The organism is Akkermansia sp. N21116, from assembly GCF_029854705.2.
Classification (GTDB): Bacteria; Verrucomicrobiota; Verrucomicrobiia; order Verrucomicrobiales; family Akkermansiaceae; genus Akkermansia.
In genome coordinates, this window is record NZ_CP139035.1 from 2,962,369 (window position 1) to 2,982,134 (window position 19,766).

Below are 19,766 nucleotides of genomic sequence, written 5' to 3' on the forward strand. Positions count from 1 at the left end.
ATGCAAAAACATCCGGAAATCAAGGAGACTCTTCTTCCCCCACGGCAACAAGAGGTACTACGATTCCACCGTTCCCGGTTCCTGACGGACCTCGGATGGGACAGGAGCAATCCCCAACACCCGGCGCTGAGGGGAAGATACCCCGCCGTGAGTCACATACAAATGAGCCCATGACAGTTCGACCATATCCCCTTTCTTCAGCCCGCGGATTGCCGCCAGGACGGCAGGAGACTGGGGATCTTCTCTGCCATTCTCTTTCATATTCACAAAAAATACCTCCTGCTCGGCATCGCCATACTTACCGAAACACCCGTAATTCAAATAACGGACAACCTTGAAACGCGCCACGTCACGTGCATGTCCGCACTTGTCCGGACACAGCGAAGTCCGAAACATGCAGGGTTTATGCTCCACGCCTTCAAAGCTCGCTACGACGCGGTTGAAAGCCAGGAGTTCCACACGGGCGGGAGAGTCCCCCTCCTCCAGTGGTTTTTCTTCAGCCCCGGACGGCAACACGACGGCACATCCCAGCATGAACACGAACAACAAACACTTTGCAATTTTTACATTCATATCCAAATCGTGCTAGCTCTCCGCAAATATGTCAAGATACCACGGCGGCACACATCCTACCTCATGCGTCATTCATACAGCAAAGCCACCTCTCCAGGATCATTCCATCCCCCAACCCGGTACCTGGTAAAAAAGAGAAAGACAAGGAAACGTAAACTTACCGGGTGAAGGCAAAATTCAGGCTTCCGTTCCCTGAGCGGGTTATTATAATGCGCTCCGTCCCCATGAGTTCAGCCTCTGCACAGCTCCGTCGATTTCTGCCATTTATCCTGACTTTGGGGATCGGCAGCGTGCTGGCCTTCTATTTGATGAACCGCGAGTGGTCGCAGATGCAATGGGAAATCCCCGGCACGCGGGCAGAGTATCCACTTGCCCAGTCATTACGGCCCTGGCTGATATCCATCGGGTGTTTCCTGCCGGCAGTCGGGGCATTGATCTATGCTTTCATCGATATCATGGATCGGTACATTACCCGGATGTTCCTGTCATCCTTCCTGTTATGTACGGGCATCCTCTCCCTGATCTTCATTCTGGGGGACTTCGCAGAGAATGTGGGAGAATTCGGGGAATTTGACGATCCCATTCTATCTACCGTCCATTTTTACTTGCTGCAGATGCCGATGATTCTCAATCTCGTGCTTCCCTACACGCTGCTGCTCGGCGTATTGTGGGCACTCAGCAAGTTGTCCGGATCTTCGGAAATCACCGGAATGCTGCAATCCGGGCGTTCCCTTCTGCGCATCACGGCGCCCATTATTGTAGGTTCTTGCTTCGTGGCGGCGTATTTCGGAATTTTCGGGTTCCACTGGGCGCCCAATTCCACGCTATACCGCAAGCTCCTGTTTGCATCCATATCCGACAGCCGAAATATGGAAAACAACCCTTTTGCCAAAGCCTGCCGATATAAAAACGAAGTAGCCGGGCGCATTTGGAATATTCGCATCCCTCCTGAAATCGATTCTCCGGGTGCGCCTCTTATCGATGTTCATATCGAACAATTCTCCGCTCCCGGTGTGTTGAATTACGAAATTTTCGCAGATTCTGCTTCTTGGAACCATGCCACACGAGTCTGGACGTTCAAGAATGCCGTTTACCGCAAACACAATGAAACTCCGAAAAACTTGGAAATCGTCCCGGAATTCGAAAAAAAGATTCATCCTACCTTGGTAACCGAATTCCCGGAAACGCCCTGGCAGTTGATTTCGCCGTCGTTTCGTGTTGATACGCAAGGAACGCCAACCATCAAAAGCATTATCGACAATCGCTCCGTCAATCCCAAGATGTCCCGGGCTTTGCATACGGAATGGCATGTCCGTATTGCTAAAATCTTCTCCTGCATCCTGCTGGGCATCATCGCCATCCCTTCAGCCATTACATTCCAGAGGCGTTCCCCAATGGCGGGCATCGGCATTGCCATTTTCCTGGCTGCCGCCATGCTGTTCCTCTACGAATTTTTTCCGACACTGGCATCTGCCGGTTACTTCCCTTCCTGGCTGGGAGCCTGGCTGCCTAATATCATCTACGCCATCATTGCCGTATACCTTTTCAAGAAGCGCCTTGCCATGCGTTCGTTCCAAGAGTGGTTCGCCCAGTTTAAAGCCGAACGGGCAGCCTCCCGTAATCCCCATATCCCCTCATGATCGAATCGCCCGTTCCCTTCCCCAAAGCTGTTCTTTTTGACTTCGACGGTGTCCTTGTCGACACGGAATGGGCCATTTATCAATCCTGGGAACGCGTGTTCCGGGCTCACGGGCATGCCCTGCCTTTGGACTGCTTCAACCAATGCCTCGGAAGCGGATACACGCACTGGAATCCGGCCGACCATCTGGAAAGCCTCACGGGTAAAACATACGACTGGGAGACCATCAATGCCGAACGCCAAAAACGCATCCATGCCGATCTGGCCCATTCCGGGCTAATGACCGGTGCCTTGGAACTGTTAAACTGGTGCCGGAAACAAGCCCTGCCATTGGCCGTAGCCTCCAGTTCATCCCATCGATGGGTGGACGGATGGTTGGAAAAACTGGGGATTCGCGACCGCTTTGTCTCCGTCCTCTGCCGAGACGACGGGCTACCCGTCAAACCGGATCCAGCCTTGTACGTTGAATCGGCACGGCGACTGTCCCTGCCCCCTGCGGACTGCCTCGTCATCGAAGACTCCGAAAACGGCACAACAGCCGCCCATCGCGCAGGAATCCCGGTCATTGCCGTTCCGAACAGAATCACCGAATGCGCCAATTTTGAACTGGCGACCTGCCGTGTCTCCTCCTTGCATAAGGTTCTGGAACTGTTGCAGCATTCCCCATTGGCTCGCTAGTCGATTCCACCGGAAAATCGCATCCGCCTCAAACTTTTAAGTACAAGTCTATTGTGCGATATAACAAAAGACATTGATATTGCATGACACTTTTTCCGACTCTTTCCGGGATTTTGAATTTTGATTTTACAGTTTCAAGTTCTAGGGTGTAAGAGAATCAAGAATCTCATGAGCTCCTCTATCTTCGCTCGCTTAAATCCAACTGAAATCGAACTGCTTTACCAATCTTGGAACAATGACCCCACATCCGTGGATCCCGTCTGGGCCGCCTACTTTGAAGGCTATGCCCTCGGTTCCGGCAAAGAAGCCGCACCTTCAAGGCCGACATCCAGGTTGCCTTTTGTTCCTGTGGAAACCGTTCAAGAAATCGTCTCAGCCGATCCGTCTACCTACTTCCGCCGCAACGGTCACCATTTTGCGGACATCAACCCGCTCTATCCCATTTCCAGGGAAGAACGCCTTGCCTCCCTGCCGGAGGGCATTTGCGCCGATGCGGAAACAATCTGCCGATTGTTCGACTTGTATTGCGACAAGACGGGTTACGAATACACCCACATTGATTCCCCGGAAATCGTCAACTGGATCAAGGCCAGAATCGAATCCAGCGATCAGGAAGTTCTCAATACACCGGAAAAACGTATCTCCGCTCTGGAAAAACTCCTCCAGTCGGAACAATTTGAAGAATTCCTGGGCAAAAAATTCCTTGGTGAAAAACGCTTCTCCCTCGAAGGCGGAGAAGGCTTGATCGTCCTCCTCCAAAGTATCTTGGACAACTGCCCCGCCAACGAAATCTCCCATGTGGAACTAGGAATGGCCCACCGCGGACGCCTGAATGTCCTGGCCAATATCTTGCACAAATCCCTTCGCAATATCTTCTACGAATTCACGCCCGACTACATGCCGGACAACCCCGAAGGAGGAAGCGACGTCAAATACCACCTCGGTTACGCTACCACCCTCACCTTCCCGGACGGGCAGTCGCTGGACGTCACCCTTTCCGCCAATCCCAGCCACCTCGAAGCCGTCGACCCCATCGTGGAAGGCCGCGCCCGTGCCGTCCAGCATGAAATCGGTGACAATGCCCGCAAGAAAGTCCTGCCCATCCTCATCCACGGAGATGCCGCATTTGCCGGACAAGGCCTCGTCAGCGAAGTGCTGAACCTATCCCAACTGCGGGGGTACAAGACCGGCGGCACCATCCATATCATCGTCAACAACCAGATCGGCTTCACAACCGATCCGGGCGAAGCGCGTTCCAGCCGTTATGCAACGGATATGGCCAAGATGGTGCAGGCTCCTATTCTTCATGTCAACGGAGAGTCTCCCGAAGCCCTTGTCAAGGCCGCCCTTTTTGCCCTCGACTTCCGCCAGAAATTCGCCTTCGACATCGTGCTGGACATCTATTGCTACCGCAAGCTCGGTCACAATGAAACCGACCAGTCCTCCTTCACCAACCCCATGCTGGCGGCTACAATCGCCAACCACCCTGGAGCCGTTGCCAGCTATTCCCGCGAACTCATCGAGCGCGGCGACCTGACCGAAGCCGGCTTCAAGGAAATAGCAGACCGCCAGTGGCAAGCTATGGAAGAACAGCTCCAGCAGCTCTCTGTCATGTCTGTCCACTCCATCATGCCGCCCCTCTCCTCGACCCGCGGCCACGGCGTCCTGCCATACTCGCACGACATTATCAACACCGGCATCACGCCGAATATGTACCGCTTCGTCGGAGAAGGCATCACCCGCCTTCCGGAAGGATTCCACCTTCACCCCACTCTGGAAAAGCGCGTATTTGCCCGTCGCAAAGCCGCCTTCGAAAACGGGACTCCTCTCGATTGGGGCATGGGAGAAGCCCTCGCCTGGGGTTCACTAATGATGGAAGGCACTCCCGTCCGCATTAGCGGACAAGACTGCCAGCGAGGCACGTTCTCGCACCGCCACGCCGTCGTCCACGATCAGGAAACGGGAGCCATTCACATCCCGCTGGAACACCTCTCCCCAGATCAGGCCCCCTTCCGCATCTTCAATTCCTCCCTGTCGGAAGCCTCCATCCTTGGCTTCGAATACGGATACTCCCTCGGTTCTCCGGATACACTCACCATGTGGGAAGCCCAGTTCGGCGATTTTGCCAACGGAGCACAGGTTATCATTGATCAGTTTATCGCAGCGGCGGAAGCCAAGTGGCGCCAGGGCTCCAGCATTACCCTACTCCTGCCCCACGGATACGAAGGAGCCGGTTCGGAACACTCCAGCGCGAGAATCGAACGCTACCTGCAACTCTGTGCCCAGCGCAACATGCAAATCCTGAACCTGACGACTCCCGCCCAGCTCTTCCATGCCCTCCGCCGCCAAATCAAGCAGAAGGCAGCCAAGCCGATGGTAATCTTCACCCCCAAGAGCCTGCTCTCCCTGCCGGACGCCGTCTCCCCCATGAAGGACTTCCTCTCCCCATCCGGGTTCCAGGAAATCCTCCCCGACCCGGAATCTCCGACCCCCCGGGAGTGCAGACGCGTCATCCTATGTTCCGGCAAGGTCTTCTACGACCTCATGAACTATCGCCGGGAACACGGTATCACAGACACTCTTATCGTCCGGATCGAACAGCTCTACCCCATCTACGACGAACTGCTCACCTACACCTTGGCCCCCTACGAACACATCCGGGATTACTGCTGGTGCCAGGAAGAACCGGAAAACATGGGACCGTGGAATCACATCCGTCCCCGTCTCAACAGGATCCTCTCCGCCTCCTTCCGATACGCCGGACGTCTCGCCATGGCGTGCCCCGCAGAAGGTGCCAAATCCCTGCATAAGGCCGCCCAAAAGCGCCTTCTCAGCTCCGCATTCAACACCCGTGAAACCCTCTAACCTCTTACCATCTTTTCTCTCATGAGCGATATCATCATCCCCAACTTCGGTGAATCCGTCACATCGGCCACCATCTCTACCTGGAACGTTGAATCCGGAGCCCGAGTCAACGCAGGAGACGTACTCGTCACTCTGGAAACGGACAAAGTAGCATCCGAACTGGAAGCACAGGAAAACGGCATCCTTGAGATCCTCGTCCCCGAAGGCAATGACGTCGGCATCGGAGATGTTATTGGACGCATCTCCGCAACATCCGCCGGGACAGTCCCTTCTCCCGTTGCATCCAAGGTAGCCCAACCGGCACCCCGCCCCGCTCCGGTAGAAGAAAAACCCGCAGCCGCATCCATCCCTGTTCCCGCAGTCTCCCCCCAGTCACCTGTGGAAGAAACGCGCTACTCACGCACCCGCATGTCCCCCTTGAGGCGTACGATTGCAGCAAAACTCGTTGAAGTCCAACACCAGTCTGCCCTATTGACGACATTCAACGAATGCGACATGAGCGCCATCATGGAATTACGGCGCCAGTTCAAAAGCATGCCCAACCCCACCGGAGCACGCCTCGGCTTCATGAGCTTTTTCATCAAGGCCGTCGTCGGAGCACTTCAGGAAGTCCCCCAGGTCAATGCCCGCATCGACGGTGACGACATCATCACCAACCACTATTATGACATCTCCATTGCCGTCGGTACGGACAAGGGCCTCACCGTCCCCGTCCTGCGGAACTGCGACGAGAAAAACCACCTCCAACTGGAACAGGAACTGGCCGAACTCTCCGAAAAAGCCCGCACCAACCGCCTGGGCATGGAAGACCTCCAGGGTGGAGTCTTCACCATCACCAACGGCGGCGTGTATGGCTCCATGCTCTCCACTCCCATCCCCAATCCGCCGCAAAGTGCCATCCTCGGCATGCACGCTATCATGGAACGCCCCGTCGCCAAGGACGGTCAAATCGTCATCCGCCCGATGATGTACCTGGCCCTTTCCTACGACCACCGGCTTATCGACGGCAAACAGGCAGTCACCTTCCTCGTCAAGATCAAGGAGCTTCTGGAAAACCCCGTCTTCCAGCTCTAACTGTCGTCTCCAGGACACCATGCTCTCCCGGCTTACCCGGAAATGTATCTTCCTGATGTCCGCAGCCCTCGCCGTCCGGCTGGTAGCGGACATCAGGTATACCATGGAAAGAGACCTGTACCTCTGCGGTATTCAGGATACCCTGACCAGTTCCCTCATGGCTCTGGACGTCTTCCTGTTCTTCCTGGCTACAGCCGTCTTCCTCACTTGGCTCTACAAATCAGTGGAGATGTTATCCGCCCAGGGAGGGCAGTTCCCCATCCGATACACGCCGGGAGCCGCCGTCGCCGGATGCCTGATTCCGCCGCTCTTTCTATATCGACCCTGCCTCGTCCTGATGGATATCCGCCGGGCGACGGCTCCAGACAAATCCATAGCGCCCGTCTTCATATGGTGGGGGTTGCTATGGGGAGGCATCGCCACCAGCATCATAGCCAGTTGCCTGGGATTCTCGCTCACCCCTTCCGAAGCATGGGCCTTCTCCCTCATCTCCCAAAGCGCCGTCATCATATCGACGGGAACCCTCTTCGTCGTCATGAACGGCATTGTCTCAGTCAAAGCACAATAAATTCATACAAAAACGTCAACCCTCTCAGGAAGTCAGACGAGAAAAACGCTTGTTGGAATCCGGAAAATCCATACTCATGCAAAACGCATAAAGTACCCCGAGCAACCCACCCGGAACAAGAGCTTCCGAATTCCACGACGGCAACGGTACGGGCACCATTGCCGAAGGAATATTCCAGAAGACAAAAGCCAGGCACACAAAGCCGACGGCCAGCCACTGGTAATCGGACAATCCCCCATGCCTCCCGGTCTGAGGTTCACCTCGATAGGACTCCTCGACAAAACGGGACAATCCGGCCAAGACAAAATACAGCCCAATCAACAATCCGGCAGGCAATCCCGTACACCAAAGACGCACCAACACCCAGCCGCTCACAATATTAAAACCGATGGAATACAGCGCCGTCGCATGCAGCGGCACACCTGCCCACTCCGTCAATCGGCACACACGAGAAGCCGGGTTGGTATGGACAATGCCCCAATGCCTACAGCAATCGCCAACGGGATGACCGTGGCAACATCCTTGTACCAGGCAACGCAAACGTCCTATCGCCTGAATCCACGGCGACGCTACAGCCATCGCGGCAAACAGGACCCAGCCACTAAACCCGTTCCCACCGTCCGACGCTGGATGAAGCAGAGCCGCTCCTGCGACGCCAACCAGCCCCCCAAGGATAGCTCCATAATAACCGAACGGTCGAAGCAGCCGGGCGGAACCTTCCACGACCTGGGCCCAGACACCGGCTCCAAGCAGAGAGCAGACCGCAACTACGGCAATACCAATCCGATATTCTCTCCCTGCCAGAGACACTGCCAGAACATACCCAAGAAACGCAGCCAGAAACACGTAGGCACCATGGTTGATTATACGCAATGGACCAATCCGGCACGCTCTCCAGGAATTGGCCAGCCTTTCCGCCAATTCCAGCGCAGCCCGGGCAAGAGGCCGCGCGCCGGCAACCACAAAAAAAACCGCCAAGGCCCCCAACACATCCAGCCAGCCGTGCATCCCCGTCTCCACGCAACTCCAAGCCAAGGCACAAGCCCACACGACGGCAGCTGCAATCAGCCACCGGGGTGCATACCGCCAGGCGAACCCTGCTACCATCAACGCCCACAATACATGGAACGACGGGAACGCAATACAATAATCGGGTAGACCCTCGCGATCCATCTGCAAACAAAAATCCGCCAGCGTTACCGGATAAAAATCATCCAGGGGACATGACAGAGGAAACATCAGAAACATAAGCACCCCCAACCCGAAACATCCGTATGCCCACAACTCCATACACCTCAGCTTTGCATTGGTATTCAGAGAAAAAACAAGCACAAGCGGTACAATCAGATAAATACTTTGGTAAATCCAAATCGCGGCATCAGAAATATCCGCCGCCGCATCTTCGCCAAAAATCCGGCAATCGGGGGCACTCTCCGCCACCCCGGTCAACGCCCCTCCATAATAAGCCAGAGCCCACACAACGCCAATCATCGCCACCCCGGCGAAACGCTTCACCCAGCCGGGACGCTCTCCATTGGCGGGAGGCAGCCCTAAAAGAGTCGGCGGAGCCGATGAACCAAAACGCCGGATCAAATCCTGGCGCTCATAACCCCAGACAATCGCCGCACACCCCAACATGCTCAACGGCGTCATTACATACAAGCCGGCCGACGACCCCGTCAGCAACGAAACACCGGCACACGACAGGCAAAATCCCCAATAAATAGGATGAGGCACAATCCCGTAAAAACCCGTCGAAACAAACTTAGGCGGAGGAAACGCATTCATCGGAAGACCGCCCCCCTTCACCTTCAGCGCAACCATAGCCCCCGCCATCAGGCAAACGCCGAAAAACAGGGACAAACCTCCAAGCCACACAGAATGGATAGCCTCCAGATTCACCCAAGGTTCCCATACAAGGGTTCCATTCCACAATAGGCAGGGAATCAAGACACAAAAAGCAAACCCATAAAAAAACCGCCCCCTCACCAAGAGACTCAGACCCCGAACAATAGTATTCATGGTTTAAAACGAACAACCTCGTGAATGGCATACCCATTTTCAGGAGCTCCCAACCCGGGAGCAACCAAAGAAGCAGGCCCCCCCCATTTGGTTTCCTTCAAGTGCAGGATAGAATCGGGAAGCAGGCGTCTCAAAACCATGGGGCTACGAGTCAACACCGTCTCGGAAATATCACCGGAACGCAGGACGCGCTCGCAACTCAGATCCAGACTGCAACCCGCAAAATCCAATCCCTCCCCTGACGGTCTCGTCTTAATCCCTCCCGGCAAAGAAATCGGTTTCCCATTCTCCAGCATAATCGACAAGGGGTGGTCCCCCTCCCATACAATCCACGTTAGAGCCCGTCCATTATCCGCATGAAACCGCCCCCAATGCAAGGAATCCAAAGGTAAACTCCACGGTTCCAAATTCATGGTCAGGCATTCCATATACCCGGTACCCTCCAGACGCCATCCCTTTGTAGACATCCAAACCTTGGCTCGGGGCGCCAGGCATTGCCATGAAACATTCCTCCATGGCCCCGATCCATACAAGCTGATCGGGGCGGCAGTCGGCACCACCGGTGTCCACGATCCCTGAATGGAAAGAGGCCAGCATCTCCACTGCCACTTGCCACGCACAAACTCCGGCAACATCCCCCGGATAAACGACTGCCGGGACACAACCATCCCGTCAATATCAACAATCAACAGAGAAGAATGCTTCACATGGACACTCCCCAGAGTAAGATCGGAAGCATAAGCAAGAACAACCGTGCCATCCTCGGTTACACAATCCATATAGTATTTGGTTAAAGAAAATCCTCTCACGTGTATCAACAGTCTTTTTGATAAAGTATAAAATCAATCGCACTTTGGCAATCTAATCCACCCCTGAACTACCAAGCCTTCCCCGTCCCCTTCCCGCCCTGTCTGCTGCCTTTCCAAAAAACGATCATTTTTTGCATTCCGTTTCTTTTCATCAACTCCAAGGGAGGATCGGCATGATCATCGGAAGAAAGAAGAAGAGCCCCGCCCAGAGAAGCAGCACTATCATAGTCATATTGTCCTATTCCACAGCAACATGCAGAAAAGGCCTTTTCGCACCATTACATACATCCACGTCGGCTCCGGTTTCAATCAAAGACTCCACAGACCATATTTTCACCCCTCAGTCACCGCATCCATCAAAAGAATCCCCATTCTTCTCTCTCAGCTCATCGCCCTTGAGCATAGCCTCGGACAAAAAATCCAAACAGCGATCCAATTCATCATGATCACCATTTTGAGCCAAATCCAGAGGAGTTTTCCCTTTTTTATCAAGCGCAAACACATTGCTCCCGGCTTGCAGCAGCATATCTACAATAAAATCATGCCGGTAATAAGCGGCAACATGCAAAGGAGTTCTGCCTTCGTCATCACAAACATTCACGTCCGCGCCCAAAAACAATAAAATCTCCACTTTCATTTCTTCGTTATATTCGGTCGCAAGATGCAATGCAGTTTGTCCGCGATTATCACAGGCATTAATGTCCGCACCGCCGGCAACCAAAATATCTACGACATACGAGTTAGACAGATGCAGAGGAGTTCGCCCCTCCACGTCCCGTGCATGAATATCAGCCCCGAGAGCCAACAAAGACAGAATAGAATCATCATCAAAACAAAATTGAACAGCCTCATGCAAGGGAGTTCTCCCCTGGCTATCCCGAACATGAACATTCATTCCTTCTCGGATCAGCTCTTCTTCATTAAAAAAATCCTGTTCGTCCTCCTCTTTACCAGGGACATTTTCCCGATCTTCATTCTCACTACTCATCGTTTCATTCTCATTTTATTCACTATAAAAAATCAACTGCCCTTTGGCAATCAGATCAAACACACTGACAACGGCTGAAACAAATTCCCTCTCACTGACAAATGTGTAATCCATGGACATCATTTCGACACGGAAGAAGAAAGGAATCATGTCGCGCACCGGAAATTGTATCATGAAGGTCGAATTCCATCTTTCCTATGTGTAAGACGAACTTCCGTCCATACAAGTCCGGAAACTGGAAGATTAAAACAAAATCTACCGGAAAACCAGTGAATCGACATAGCAGCAAGAGCCTCTGTCGATCAAGAAGGTTTGTAAGATTCCCGGCCCCCCGGGACTGAATCTATATCGGGATAAACCGGGGGCACCAATCCCCCGCAGAACCGAAACGGCAGCCACAAGAACACAGGGGGAATATTCGACCCGTCCATCCCTTCACCTGTGTGAAAGAATGGACGGGCAAAAAAGTAACGATAGGAGTTATTTGGCGCTGAAACGCAGCGTTACTTTCTCCCGGATATCGGTTTCGGGGACTTCAACGGTAAAGCCTTGGAGGGATTCATCCGGAGTAACCTGGACGTCTTTTCCATTGACCGTTGCCCGGATGTCAGCCGAGGTCGAGGGAAGTTCAAAGCGGTAACTGCGGGCTTTCACCTGTCCCTGGTAGGAACCTTCGGCGGGGTTGACAGTGATTTCCGTCACACCGTCCTTCAGGGAATAATCCAGTCTGGTTGAAGCACATTTGCCTTGTTCGTAGTCTCGGGTCATTCCATCGTCTTCGTACAGGGAGAAACTGTTGGAAGCACCTTCGGAGCCGGGATAGCAACGGACGACCAGTGTCTTCAAGTCGGCGGATGTCATACGGTCGGTGTATGGCTGCATCGGCATGGGATAACCTCCCTTGACAAAGAGGGGGAAAGAGTTGATGTCGCAGCTTTCCGTCACGTATTGACCGCCGTCATACTTCTTGCCACTGTAGAACTGGTACCAGACGTCATGCGGGGGCAGCCACACGCGTTGTTCGGCCACTTTGGCATCGCCTTTGCCAGCTGTCGTGATCGGAGCCCCCAGCAACAAGTCTCCGAAGAGAAATTCCTGCGGATTTTTATAGGCATCTTCTTCTCCCGGGTACTCGATGTACATGGCACGGTTCAGCGGCAGCATGTCCGTATGGCACTGGCGCACGGAAGAATAGATGTAAGGCATCAAGCGGGAACGCAAATGATAAACGGAACGCATGGAGTTTTCCGCCTGTTCCCCCCACTTCCACGGACGGCGATCGGGATTGCCGACGGAATGCAGGCGGAGCGACGAGTTCAACAGACCGAACTGGATCCAGCGAGCCATCAGTTCCGCATCTTCGCCGCCGTAGAATCCGCCCAGATCATGGGCCCAGAAGAAACATCCGGCGTTACCGCTTGTAGCGGTCAATTCGATTTCGAACTTCAACATGTTCCAATTGCCTCCGGAATCGCCGGAAAACTGGATCGGGTGACGGTGGTCTCCCCAACCGCCCCAACGGCTGAATCCGGCACCGCGCAGATTGTCTTGCTTGGAATAGTTGAAGTAAAGATGATTGAGCCAGGGAAGATGTTTCATGTTGGTGCCGCGAACGACGGGATAAACGTAGTCCTGCTGCCAGTCCAGCCACCAGAAAGCCACGCCCATCTTATCCGACTCTTCATGGGCATGTTTCATAAAGGCATCCATGTACTTTTTGTCCCCGGCGTCGAAGACAATATTCTTTCCTTGAACCGGTTCCTGGCCCATTTCTTTCATGAAGGCGGGGTACATGTCCTCGTGGTCGCGGATGCCGTCGTGAGGGTGTTCGTTCAGGACTACGCTGATATTGTCCTTTTTGAACTCTGCGATCAGTCCCGCCGGATCGGGGATCAATTGACGATTCCAGGAATACCCCGTCCATCCGCGAGTACCTGCATGAGCCGTACCCACCCGTCCATCCTTCCGGTGCCAGTCCATGTCAAAAACCATGATATCCAGCGGGAAGTCATGTTCCTTGTACTCCTTGACCAGCTGGCGGTAATCATCAGCCGTATAACTCCACCAGCGGCAGTACCACGAGCCATGGACATACTTGCGCGGCATCGGGGCCGCTCCGCTGACCGCTTTCAAGGACTGGAGCGCGGCCTTGTAATCGTTCCCGTACACGAAAAGGTATAAATCCTGAACGTGATCCCTATCGCGCAGAGTTACCCAGTCATTTTTCAGGACTTCCTTGTTCGAGTCCTGGATCAAATACCAGCCGTCACGGCTCAACAGGCCTTCTTCGAGGGGAACAGGCCCACCGATACCATCCAGCGTTGCGATGGCGCCCTTCAGATTGCGCCTCTGGGAACTGGCCATCCCCCATCCGCAATCCTTGCCGTCCATTTTGAAACTGGCCTTTATGTTCGACTGGCCGAACGGGAACCCGTCATTCTGATACTCAAGCCGCATGGCCGGAGTCGTAAATACATAGCGGTTGTTATCTTTTTTTTCGACCTGAACGCCATCGAACAAGATGTCCCGGTTTTGTGCAAACAAGGTCTTGTCATCCAAAAATTTCCCTTTGTTCGCATATTCCATGCGGACAAGATTGGGTGTAATGAAGGTAAACCGGCAATTATCGATGACGATGGGATTTCCATGGGCATCCGTCCATGCGACTGAGGCAATACCAGCTACGGCAAGCATTTTGGTAAGAGAAGTCATGTCCCCATATACGAAAATGAAACAGAATTTGTTTCACTCCCCTTTGCCTTTTCTCCATCATCTCCTCCTTTTTCAGGCAAAAATACCGGATTGAGACTATTTCTCCCTCCTTCCCACATGTGGCTGGATTCCGGAGTATCTCTACGGAAGTTGGGTATCCGTAATGTGTTTTTCACGGAATGGGAAACGCCTGTCGAATTCCTCCACCTCTTCACTTCCTACTTCAAAAGCCGGGTCGGTATGGAATTCTCCCTCCACACTACTCATGCTTCCGGGCTGCAACTCCAGAAGCATGAGTTCATCAATCATGCCAATGCCCGGCAAACCGATTTGCCAGGGGCGGGTACACTGAAACCCGAAACGTCCGTAGTACTCCGGATGTCCGACAAGGACGACAGCAAGAAACCCGAGTTCCTTTGCCCGGGACACAATCGCCCGTATCAACACCCCTCCCACTCCCTGCTTCCGGCAATCAGGAGCAACACTCAATGGGCCAAGACACAGGATCCGGTCTTCATCCCGCCTGCCGGGAGACACGATTTTAGCCCTCGTCGCCATTCCATGCCCAATAATGCGCCCTTCCCTCTCGGCCACCAAGTTCAGTTCCGGAATCATCCCGGAAGCCGATCTCAGACGGTGAAGGATCAGATGTTCGCTGCACCCGGGATGGTAAACATCCCAAAATGCGTCTCTTGTCAGGGTTTCGGTTGTGTTGCGGTCCTGTTCCGTTTCCGGACGGATGATCAATTGTGTATCATTCATGATTGTAACATCGAAAGGGGCGCTCCTCTCAGCACCACCGAGGAAGACATGCCGTTTTAATTTATCAAAGGTGTAGCATACCGGTCAACCAGGATCCATTCGCGGCTTCTAACTGGAAGAGGCCGACCTGTCGATCACAAATTTCGTATTTCATGGACGTCAACACGGTCATCTCCCTATTGACCTGGCAGCATTCGTGCAGTATCTTCAAGTCAAACCATGAGAAGTCCACTCCACAACCTGATTCCGCTTCTCGGAGCCACCCTGGCGCTGACAGCCTGCACCGTGGAAGAACCCCTTCTCCGGGCGGAACCCTATTCCACCCCGAAGAGCTTCTTCGACAACTGGCAGCGTGTGGACGCCATGGTCAAATCGGGGACCACCAATCTGCCGGATGCAGAAGCCTCCTTCCGCAAACTCTACGGCGGGCGCCTGACAACTCTCAGAAGCTACCCCTTTGACAACGAATGCATCATCCATGATCCGCCCACGGAACTGATCCTGCTGCATATCCGTACAAAACAACAATTCGAGAGTTTCCTGCGCCATCTCATCAGCGACAACGACTTCATCGATCAGGCACTGACGCACTTCAAAGGTCCTATTCTTGCTCTCGGCAGCGATGCCAGTTCCTGGGTTCTCCTCTTTTTTGATCGTAACGGCATGCTTATCGAAGCCTTTGGAAGAGCCGCTCCGGATGAAGCCAGACCCAGGTAGTATTCCACGACACTAGGGATATCGCTTCAGGCAACCGTATCGTATCCTCCTATAACCCGAGGGAATGGAGAATCGTGCGGCGCTTCAAAGCCAGTTCACGCCATTCATGGATCAGGCCCGATCCCCGTACGACTCCGCATCCGGCAGTCAGGGCAATATGATCGCCCTCCCAATGGAGGGAACGGATGGCCACCAGCAGGATCGCCTTGCCGTCCACGGAAATGCCGAAGGGGGCTCCGAACTGACGTGGGCAAAGCATGCGATCCCTCCACTCCTGAAGCTGCCGCAGGGTTTCCGGAGTACGGGGCTTGGATCCCAGAGCAGGCGTCGGATGCAAGAGGTTGATCCAAAATCCGGGAGACTTGGCATCCCGCGTTTCCAAATGGATGGAGGAATACATGTGGATCAACGTATCCAGATTCAAAATCCCGCGTGGAGAACGCGTCAGGCGTCCATACGGGGCCAGTCTGCTCATCAGTGTACCGGCCACGATCTCGTGTTCCCGGATTTCCTTGGAATCATGGATGAAAACATTTTCGTCTTCCGGACGGGCCGTTCCGGCCAATGCCATGGTTTCCAGAGTGCGTCCCTCCTGAATAAAAAGATACTCCGGAGTCACTCCGCAAAACCCTTCCCCGCCCGCCCAAAAACCGTACGGATACAATTTCGGAGACGCATCCAGACACCTAACCATCAATTCCGCCACATCGCCAGGCCGATGCAGCACCCCGGATTCAGCCAAGGCCGGAACTGTTTTTTCGAGGCGTCCGGCTTCGATTTCGGCCATCATCTCGGAAAAAACCTGGGCAAAAGAATCGGGCGCGGGAGCCTCCCAGGAAATATCCACTTCCTTCGTCACCCTGCCGACAGGAGAAGATGTTTCTTCCACCCGTGCAGGAATCTTCCACGGTAGCGGATCCGACAAATCGAACGAGTTAATATAGAAAGCCACACCTTCGCCAGGAGGTTCCGCCGCTTCGGAAAACGGCCCGATCCCCCACAAGACGCGACCACCGTCGAGGCGGACAAACGCTCCGGAATGGATATCTGGGGGCAGAGGCAAATTCACGATACCGATGAATATAGCCCCCTCCCCTGCCGGAATCCAGCGCGATTTGGCATCATGCCCGCCTTCCCATTGGGATGAAGTGGCTGAGAGGCGTTTTCATTCCACCCCCCTGACTCTGTCATGATCCTTCAGCTGCCCGGAGCCTTCGATCTCGTACTTGTACGTCGTCAACTCCCGGAGCCCCATAGGCCCCCGAGCATGGAGTTTACCCGTACCAATGCCGATTTCCGCGCCAAAGCCGAACTCTTCCCCATCACTGAACCGAGTCGAGCAATTATGGTAAACGCATGCACTATCCACCATCGTCATGAAAAGCTTCACCGCTCCGGCATCCTCCGTGACAATGGCATCACTGTGGTGAGAACCGTAACGGTTGATATGACTTATGGCGGCATCCAGTCCATCAACAATACAAACGGAAAGAATCAAATCCTCGTACTCCGTCCTCCAATCCTCTTCACTGGCCAGAGAAGCCGCATTACCCAGCAAAGGAAGGCTCTCCGGACACCCGCGCAGCTCCACTCCCCGCCGCTCCATTCTGGCTGCCAGACGAGGCAGAAATTCCGAAGCAATGTTGCGGCAGACCAGGAGGGTCTCCATCGCGTTGCAAACGCCCGGACGCTGGGTCTTGGCATCGTCACAAATATTCAGGGCCATCTCCAACCGCGCCGAGGCATCAACGTAAGTATGGCAAATACCGTCCAGGTGCTTTAAGACAGGCATGCGCGCATACTGGCTTACAGCAGAAACCAGTCCCTTGCCTCCCCGGGGAATCAGAACATGGACATAGTCTTCCAACTCGCACAACTGGCGGACTTCGTCACGGCCGCCGCCGGCTACCAATTGAACGGCATCCTCAGGCAATCCGCTTTCCACCAAAGCACGCCGGATAGCTCCGATCATCACTTCATTCGTCCTGCGGGACTCCTTCCCTCCGCGAAGAATCACGGCATTACCTGCCTTCACGCACAAAGACGCCGCATCGCACGTCACCGTGCCCCGGCTCTCGTAAATAAACCCGATTACACCGATCGGTACACTTACCTTTCTGATGATAAGCCCATTGGGACGGCTCCACTCCTCCAGTATCCGCCCCGAAGGATCAGGCAGGGAAGCAACCTTGCGGACACAGGCCACCACTTGGCGCATGCGCCCGGCATCCAGCATCAGCCGGTCGATAAACGCCGCATTGCGTCCCTCTTCACAAGCCATACGGACATCCGCTGCATTAGCCTGCAGGATGGCCGGAGTTTCTTCCTCCAGCAAAGCAGCCATGCGTTCCAAGGCCTCGTTCTTGCGGGCAGTACCCAGCCCCTGCATGGCAATGGCTGCGTCACGGGCGCGTTCTCCATAAACGGTCAAGGGATTCATCACCGTACAGGTTTGAAATAAGTTCCTATTCCGCGGCCTTCCATCAACTCCCCGATGCGTTCCGGGCAGTATCCATTGACGATCCATGTACCGATCCCCGATTCAACGGCGCGTTTGACGGCACGGAGCTTGGCATGCATACCTCCCATGGAAAACTTCCCGTGGTCCTCTCCTGCAAATCCCAGCACATCATCCACATTCTCCACTTCGGAGATAATCGTCTTGCGTTCCTCGTCCGGCGGGTACAAGCCATCCACCCCGGTCAAGAGGAACAACCTGTCAGCCTGGATCAATTCCGCCATCAGAACGGAAAGAATATCGTTATCTCCGAACTTCAATTCCTGGACAGCAACCGTGTCGTTCTCATTGATAATAGGAATGATATTGCCGCGTTTCGCCAGGCAATCCAGCGTTGCATGCACATAATCCCGTCTGTCCCGCAAGTCGTCGGCCGTCAACAGGAGCTGGGCGGCATTAATCCCGAAGTGCTGGAAAAGGTTGTCGTAAATATGCATCAGGCGGGTCTGTCCGACGGCAGCACAAGCCTGCCTGACCGAGAGTTCGGACGGATAGGCTGAAAGCCCCATCACATTCACCCCGGCCCCCACCGCGCCGGAACTGACGAGAAAGACTTGATGACCGTCCTCCATCAACGAGGCCAATGCACTCACGAGATGCACGATGGAAGCTTCGTCCAAAGTGCCGGATTCCTGTTTGGTCAGAACGCCTGTCCCGACTTTTACAACTATTTTCATATCATTGTTCGCATGGTTATCGATTAGTAAAAACAAAAAAGGAACGACCATCCGGTCATTCCCTCCTGAAGCAGAATCAAACAAATCAGGCTGCAACTCCCGGAGGGGCGGAGGCAGGCATTGGAGGACAAGGTTCTCCCGCAGGTCGCTCTTCTTGCTTCAATACGGGAACGCCATCGGCACCATCACCGGCTACACCGGACGGCAACAACTCGACGCGGACAGACAATCCAACCGGCGCCACACGCAAATTAACCGGATTCGCCTCATTGGCATCCATACGGGCCACCAGCATCAAATCAGCCGATTTGGGATCCACCCGTCCCTCCAGCCGATCCACCTTCCCTTCCCATTGGTAGCGAAGTTCCCCCACCTGGATATAGGCATACACACGGGCATTGGTATTTCCCTCGGAGTTCCACCCCAGTTGTTCAAGATTTTTGACAGGAACGGCAACGCGCACCACCCGCTCATCCAAGGAAAACAACGAAGCAACAGGAGTACCATCCTGCACCCGGCTTCCCTTGTCGACCAAGCGGGAGCCGATCACGCAATCGTATGGGGCCACAACCGTAGTTCTCTCAAGCGCTTGCTCCGCAATTTTGACTTCCGCCTCCATAGCCTCGACACGCGCAGCCAAAGCCCGGCGATGCGGAAGCCTGACAAGCAGTTCGGATGAACTTCCCTGCTTGTGCGATTTATCTCCCACCCAGGAACCCACCGAATTAATAGCCTGGGCTTTTTCTTCGACCATTTCCAGGCGAGTTTGTTCCAAATCCGCCTTGGCTTGGGACAAGCGAGCCAAATACTCCAACTTGCCCACCTTGAGCATTTCCTGCCCTTTGCGAAACTTGCCTCCCGGAGTCAATTCCGGACTGATCCATTCGACGAATCCCGTAACACCGGAGGTCAGTTCCGTCTCATGCAGGGCTTCCACCGTGCCAAACACGCACACCGGTTCCGGCGCCGCTTGCTGCTTTTCCTCCAACGGAGGGAGAAGCTGGTTTGCGGGAGAATTCATGGAAACCTCGCATTCAAGAGGTTCCGATTTCCGGAGACCGACAAAACAGAGAATGCCTATTTGCAACACGAGAATAGCAATGAGCACCCATTGCGTTCCCTTATGAGCATCCGGTTTCATGAAATGGCTCGCCGAGAATTCGC

17 protein-coding genes are annotated in these 19,766 nt (G+C 54.2%); 6 read left to right on the top strand and 11 right to left on the bottom strand.

All coding sequences use genetic code 11. The features are described 5' to 3' along the window. Positions 1-57 precede the first annotated feature (57 nt). Complete coding sequence (locus QET93_RS11130; RefSeq protein ID WP_280132398.1) at positions 58-573, bottom strand: hypothetical protein; 516 nt, start codon at positions 571-573, stop codon at positions 58-60. A gap of 224 nt (positions 574-797) precedes the next feature. Between QET93_RS11130 and QET93_RS11135 the strand changes: the two genes are divergently transcribed. The 5 genes from QET93_RS11135 (at position 798) to QET93_RS11155 (ending at position 7,397) form a co-directional block, all read left to right on the top strand. After that, a complete protein-coding gene (locus QET93_RS11135; protein ID WP_280127211.1) occupies positions 798-2,213 on the top strand; it encodes an LptF/LptG family permease in 1,416 nt (471 codons plus the stop codon). After that, positions 2,210-2,890: an HAD-IA family hydrolase gene (locus QET93_RS11140; protein WP_280132397.1), complete on the top strand. Its 681-nt coding sequence runs from the start codon at positions 2,210-2,212 to the stop codon at positions 2,888-2,890. Before QET93_RS11135 ends, QET93_RS11140 begins: the two co-directional genes overlap by 4 nt. A 168-nt stretch (positions 2,891-3,058) precedes the next feature. Then, positions 3,059-5,755 carry a 2-oxoglutarate dehydrogenase E1 component gene (locus QET93_RS11145; protein WP_280127213.1) on the top strand — a complete coding sequence of 899 codons (2,697 nt, stop codon included), beginning with the start codon at positions 3,059-3,061 and terminating at the stop codon, positions 5,753-5,755. 21 nt (positions 5,756-5,776) lie between these two features. After that, complete coding sequence (locus QET93_RS11150; protein ID WP_280132396.1) at positions 5,777-6,829, top strand: 2-oxo acid dehydrogenase subunit E2; 1,053 nt, start codon at positions 5,777-5,779, stop codon at positions 6,827-6,829. A gap of 55 nt (positions 6,830-6,884) precedes the next feature. Beyond that, positions 6,885-7,397: a DUF4328 domain-containing protein gene (locus QET93_RS11155; RefSeq protein ID WP_322189991.1), complete on the top strand. Its 513-nt coding sequence runs from the start codon at positions 6,885-6,887 to the stop codon at positions 7,395-7,397. 24 nt (positions 7,398-7,421) lie between these two features. Here QET93_RS11155 and QET93_RS11160 read toward each other — a convergent pair whose 3' ends face one another. The 6 genes from QET93_RS11160 to QET93_RS11185 form a co-directional block, all read right to left on the bottom strand. Next, entirely contained in the window at positions 7,422-9,347 is a 1,926-nt protein-coding gene (locus QET93_RS11160) for a prolipoprotein diacylglyceryl transferase family protein (RefSeq protein WP_322189992.1), read from the bottom strand. A 68-nt stretch (positions 9,348-9,415) separates the two neighbouring features. Further along, positions 9,416-10,198 (bottom strand): hypothetical protein, encoded by a 783-nt coding sequence (locus QET93_RS11165; RefSeq protein ID WP_280132393.1) that lies wholly within the window; start codon positions 10,196-10,198, stop codon positions 9,416-9,418. A 370-nt stretch (positions 10,199-10,568) separates the two neighbouring features. Next, a complete protein-coding gene (locus QET93_RS11170) occupies positions 10,569-11,216 on the bottom strand; it encodes an ankyrin repeat domain-containing protein (RefSeq protein WP_280132392.1) in 648 nt (215 codons plus the stop codon). A gap of 15 nt (positions 11,217-11,231) precedes the next feature. Continuing rightward, complete coding sequence (locus tag QET93_RS11175) at positions 11,232-11,390, bottom strand: hypothetical protein (protein WP_280127219.1); 159 nt, start codon at positions 11,388-11,390, stop codon at positions 11,232-11,234. Positions 11,391-11,696: 306 nt separating this feature from the next. Beyond that, positions 11,697-13,928 (bottom strand): TIM-barrel domain-containing protein, encoded by a 2,232-nt coding sequence (locus QET93_RS11180; protein WP_280132391.1) that lies wholly within the window; start codon positions 13,926-13,928, stop codon positions 11,697-11,699. 141 nt (positions 13,929-14,069) lie between these two features. Further along, a complete protein-coding gene (locus QET93_RS11185) occupies positions 14,070-14,690 on the bottom strand; it encodes an N-acetyltransferase (RefSeq protein ID WP_280127221.1) in 621 nt (206 codons plus the stop codon). A gap of 219 nt (positions 14,691-14,909) precedes the next feature. Between QET93_RS11185 and QET93_RS11190 the strand changes: the two genes are divergently transcribed. Next, positions 14,910-15,407 carry a hypothetical protein gene (locus QET93_RS11190; protein WP_280127222.1) on the top strand — a complete coding sequence of 166 codons (498 nt, stop codon included), beginning with the start codon at positions 14,910-14,912 and terminating at the stop codon, positions 15,405-15,407. A gap of 49 nt (positions 15,408-15,456) precedes the next feature. On the opposite strand, the gene QET93_RS11195 is transcribed toward QET93_RS11190, so the two are convergent. From QET93_RS11195 to QET93_RS11210, 4 genes are all read right to left on the bottom strand, one after another. Next, positions 15,457-16,476 (bottom strand): chorismate-binding protein, encoded by a 1,020-nt coding sequence (locus tag QET93_RS11195; protein ID WP_280132390.1) that lies wholly within the window; start codon positions 16,474-16,476, stop codon positions 15,457-15,459. Between the two features lie 96 nt (positions 16,477-16,572). Further along, on the bottom strand, positions 16,573-17,847 hold the full coding sequence (locus QET93_RS11200) for a glutamate-5-semialdehyde dehydrogenase (protein ID WP_280132389.1): 1,275 nt from the start codon (positions 17,845-17,847) through the stop codon (positions 16,573-16,575). Further along, positions 17,847-18,602, bottom strand: a complete 756-nt coding sequence (proB, locus tag QET93_RS11205) for a glutamate 5-kinase (RefSeq protein WP_280127225.1) — start codon at positions 18,600-18,602, stop codon at positions 17,847-17,849. Before proB ends, QET93_RS11200 begins: the two co-directional genes overlap by 1 nt. An 85-nt stretch (positions 18,603-18,687) precedes the next feature. Beyond that, complete coding sequence (locus QET93_RS11210) at positions 18,688-19,743, bottom strand: HlyD family efflux transporter periplasmic adaptor subunit (RefSeq protein ID WP_280132388.1); 1,056 nt, start codon at positions 19,741-19,743, stop codon at positions 18,688-18,690. Positions 19,744-19,766 lie beyond the last annotated feature (23 nt).

What these genes read in the sequence shown, in the direction of transcription:
- QET93_RS11130 (WP_280132398.1), bottom strand. Translation starts at nt 573, where the DNA reads ATGAATGTAAAAATTGCAAAGTGTTTGTTGTTCGTGTTCATGCTGGGA.
- QET93_RS11135 (WP_280127211.1), top strand. Translation starts at nt 798, where the DNA reads ATGAGTTCAGCCTCTGCACAGCTCCGTCGATTTCTGCCATTTATCCTG.
- QET93_RS11140 (WP_280132397.1), top strand. Translation starts at nt 2,210, where the DNA reads ATGATCGAATCGCCCGTTCCCTTCCCCAAAGCTGTTCTTTTTGACTTC.
- QET93_RS11145 (WP_280127213.1), top strand. Translation starts at nt 3,059, where the DNA reads ATGAGCTCCTCTATCTTCGCTCGCTTAAATCCAACTGAAATCGAACTG.
- QET93_RS11150 (WP_280132396.1), top strand. Translation starts at nt 5,777, where the DNA reads ATGAGCGATATCATCATCCCCAACTTCGGTGAATCCGTCACATCGGCC.
- QET93_RS11155 (WP_322189991.1), top strand. Translation starts at nt 6,885, where the DNA reads ATGTCCGCAGCCCTCGCCGTCCGGCTGGTAGCGGACATCAGGTATACC.
- QET93_RS11165 (WP_280132393.1), bottom strand. Translation starts at nt 10,198, where the DNA reads ATGGATTGTGTAACCGAGGATGGCACGGTTGTTCTTGCTTATGCTTCC.
- QET93_RS11170 (WP_280132392.1), bottom strand. Translation starts at nt 11,216, where the DNA reads ATGAGTAGTGAGAATGAAGATCGGGAAAATGTCCCTGGTAAAGAGGAG.
- QET93_RS11175 (WP_280127219.1), bottom strand. Translation starts at nt 11,390, where the DNA reads ATGATACAATTTCCGGTGCGCGACATGATTCCTTTCTTCTTCCGTGTC.
- QET93_RS11180 (WP_280132391.1), bottom strand. Translation starts at nt 13,928, where the DNA reads ATGACTTCTCTTACCAAAATGCTTGCCGTAGCTGGTATTGCCTCAGTC.
- QET93_RS11185 (WP_280127221.1), bottom strand. Translation starts at nt 14,690, where the DNA reads ATGAATGATACACAATTGATCATCCGTCCGGAAACGGAACAGGACCGC.
- QET93_RS11190 (WP_280127222.1), top strand. Translation starts at nt 14,910, where the DNA reads ATGAGAAGTCCACTCCACAACCTGATTCCGCTTCTCGGAGCCACCCTG.
- QET93_RS11200 (WP_280132389.1), bottom strand. Translation starts at nt 17,847, where the DNA reads ATGAATCCCTTGACCGTTTATGGAGAACGCGCCCGTGACGCAGCCATT.
- proB (WP_280127225.1), bottom strand. Translation starts at nt 18,602, where the DNA reads ATGAAAATAGTTGTAAAAGTCGGGACAGGCGTTCTGACCAAACAGGAA.
- QET93_RS11210 (WP_280132388.1), bottom strand. Translation starts at nt 19,743, where the DNA reads ATGAAACCGGATGCTCATAAGGGAACGCAATGGGTGCTCATTGCTATT.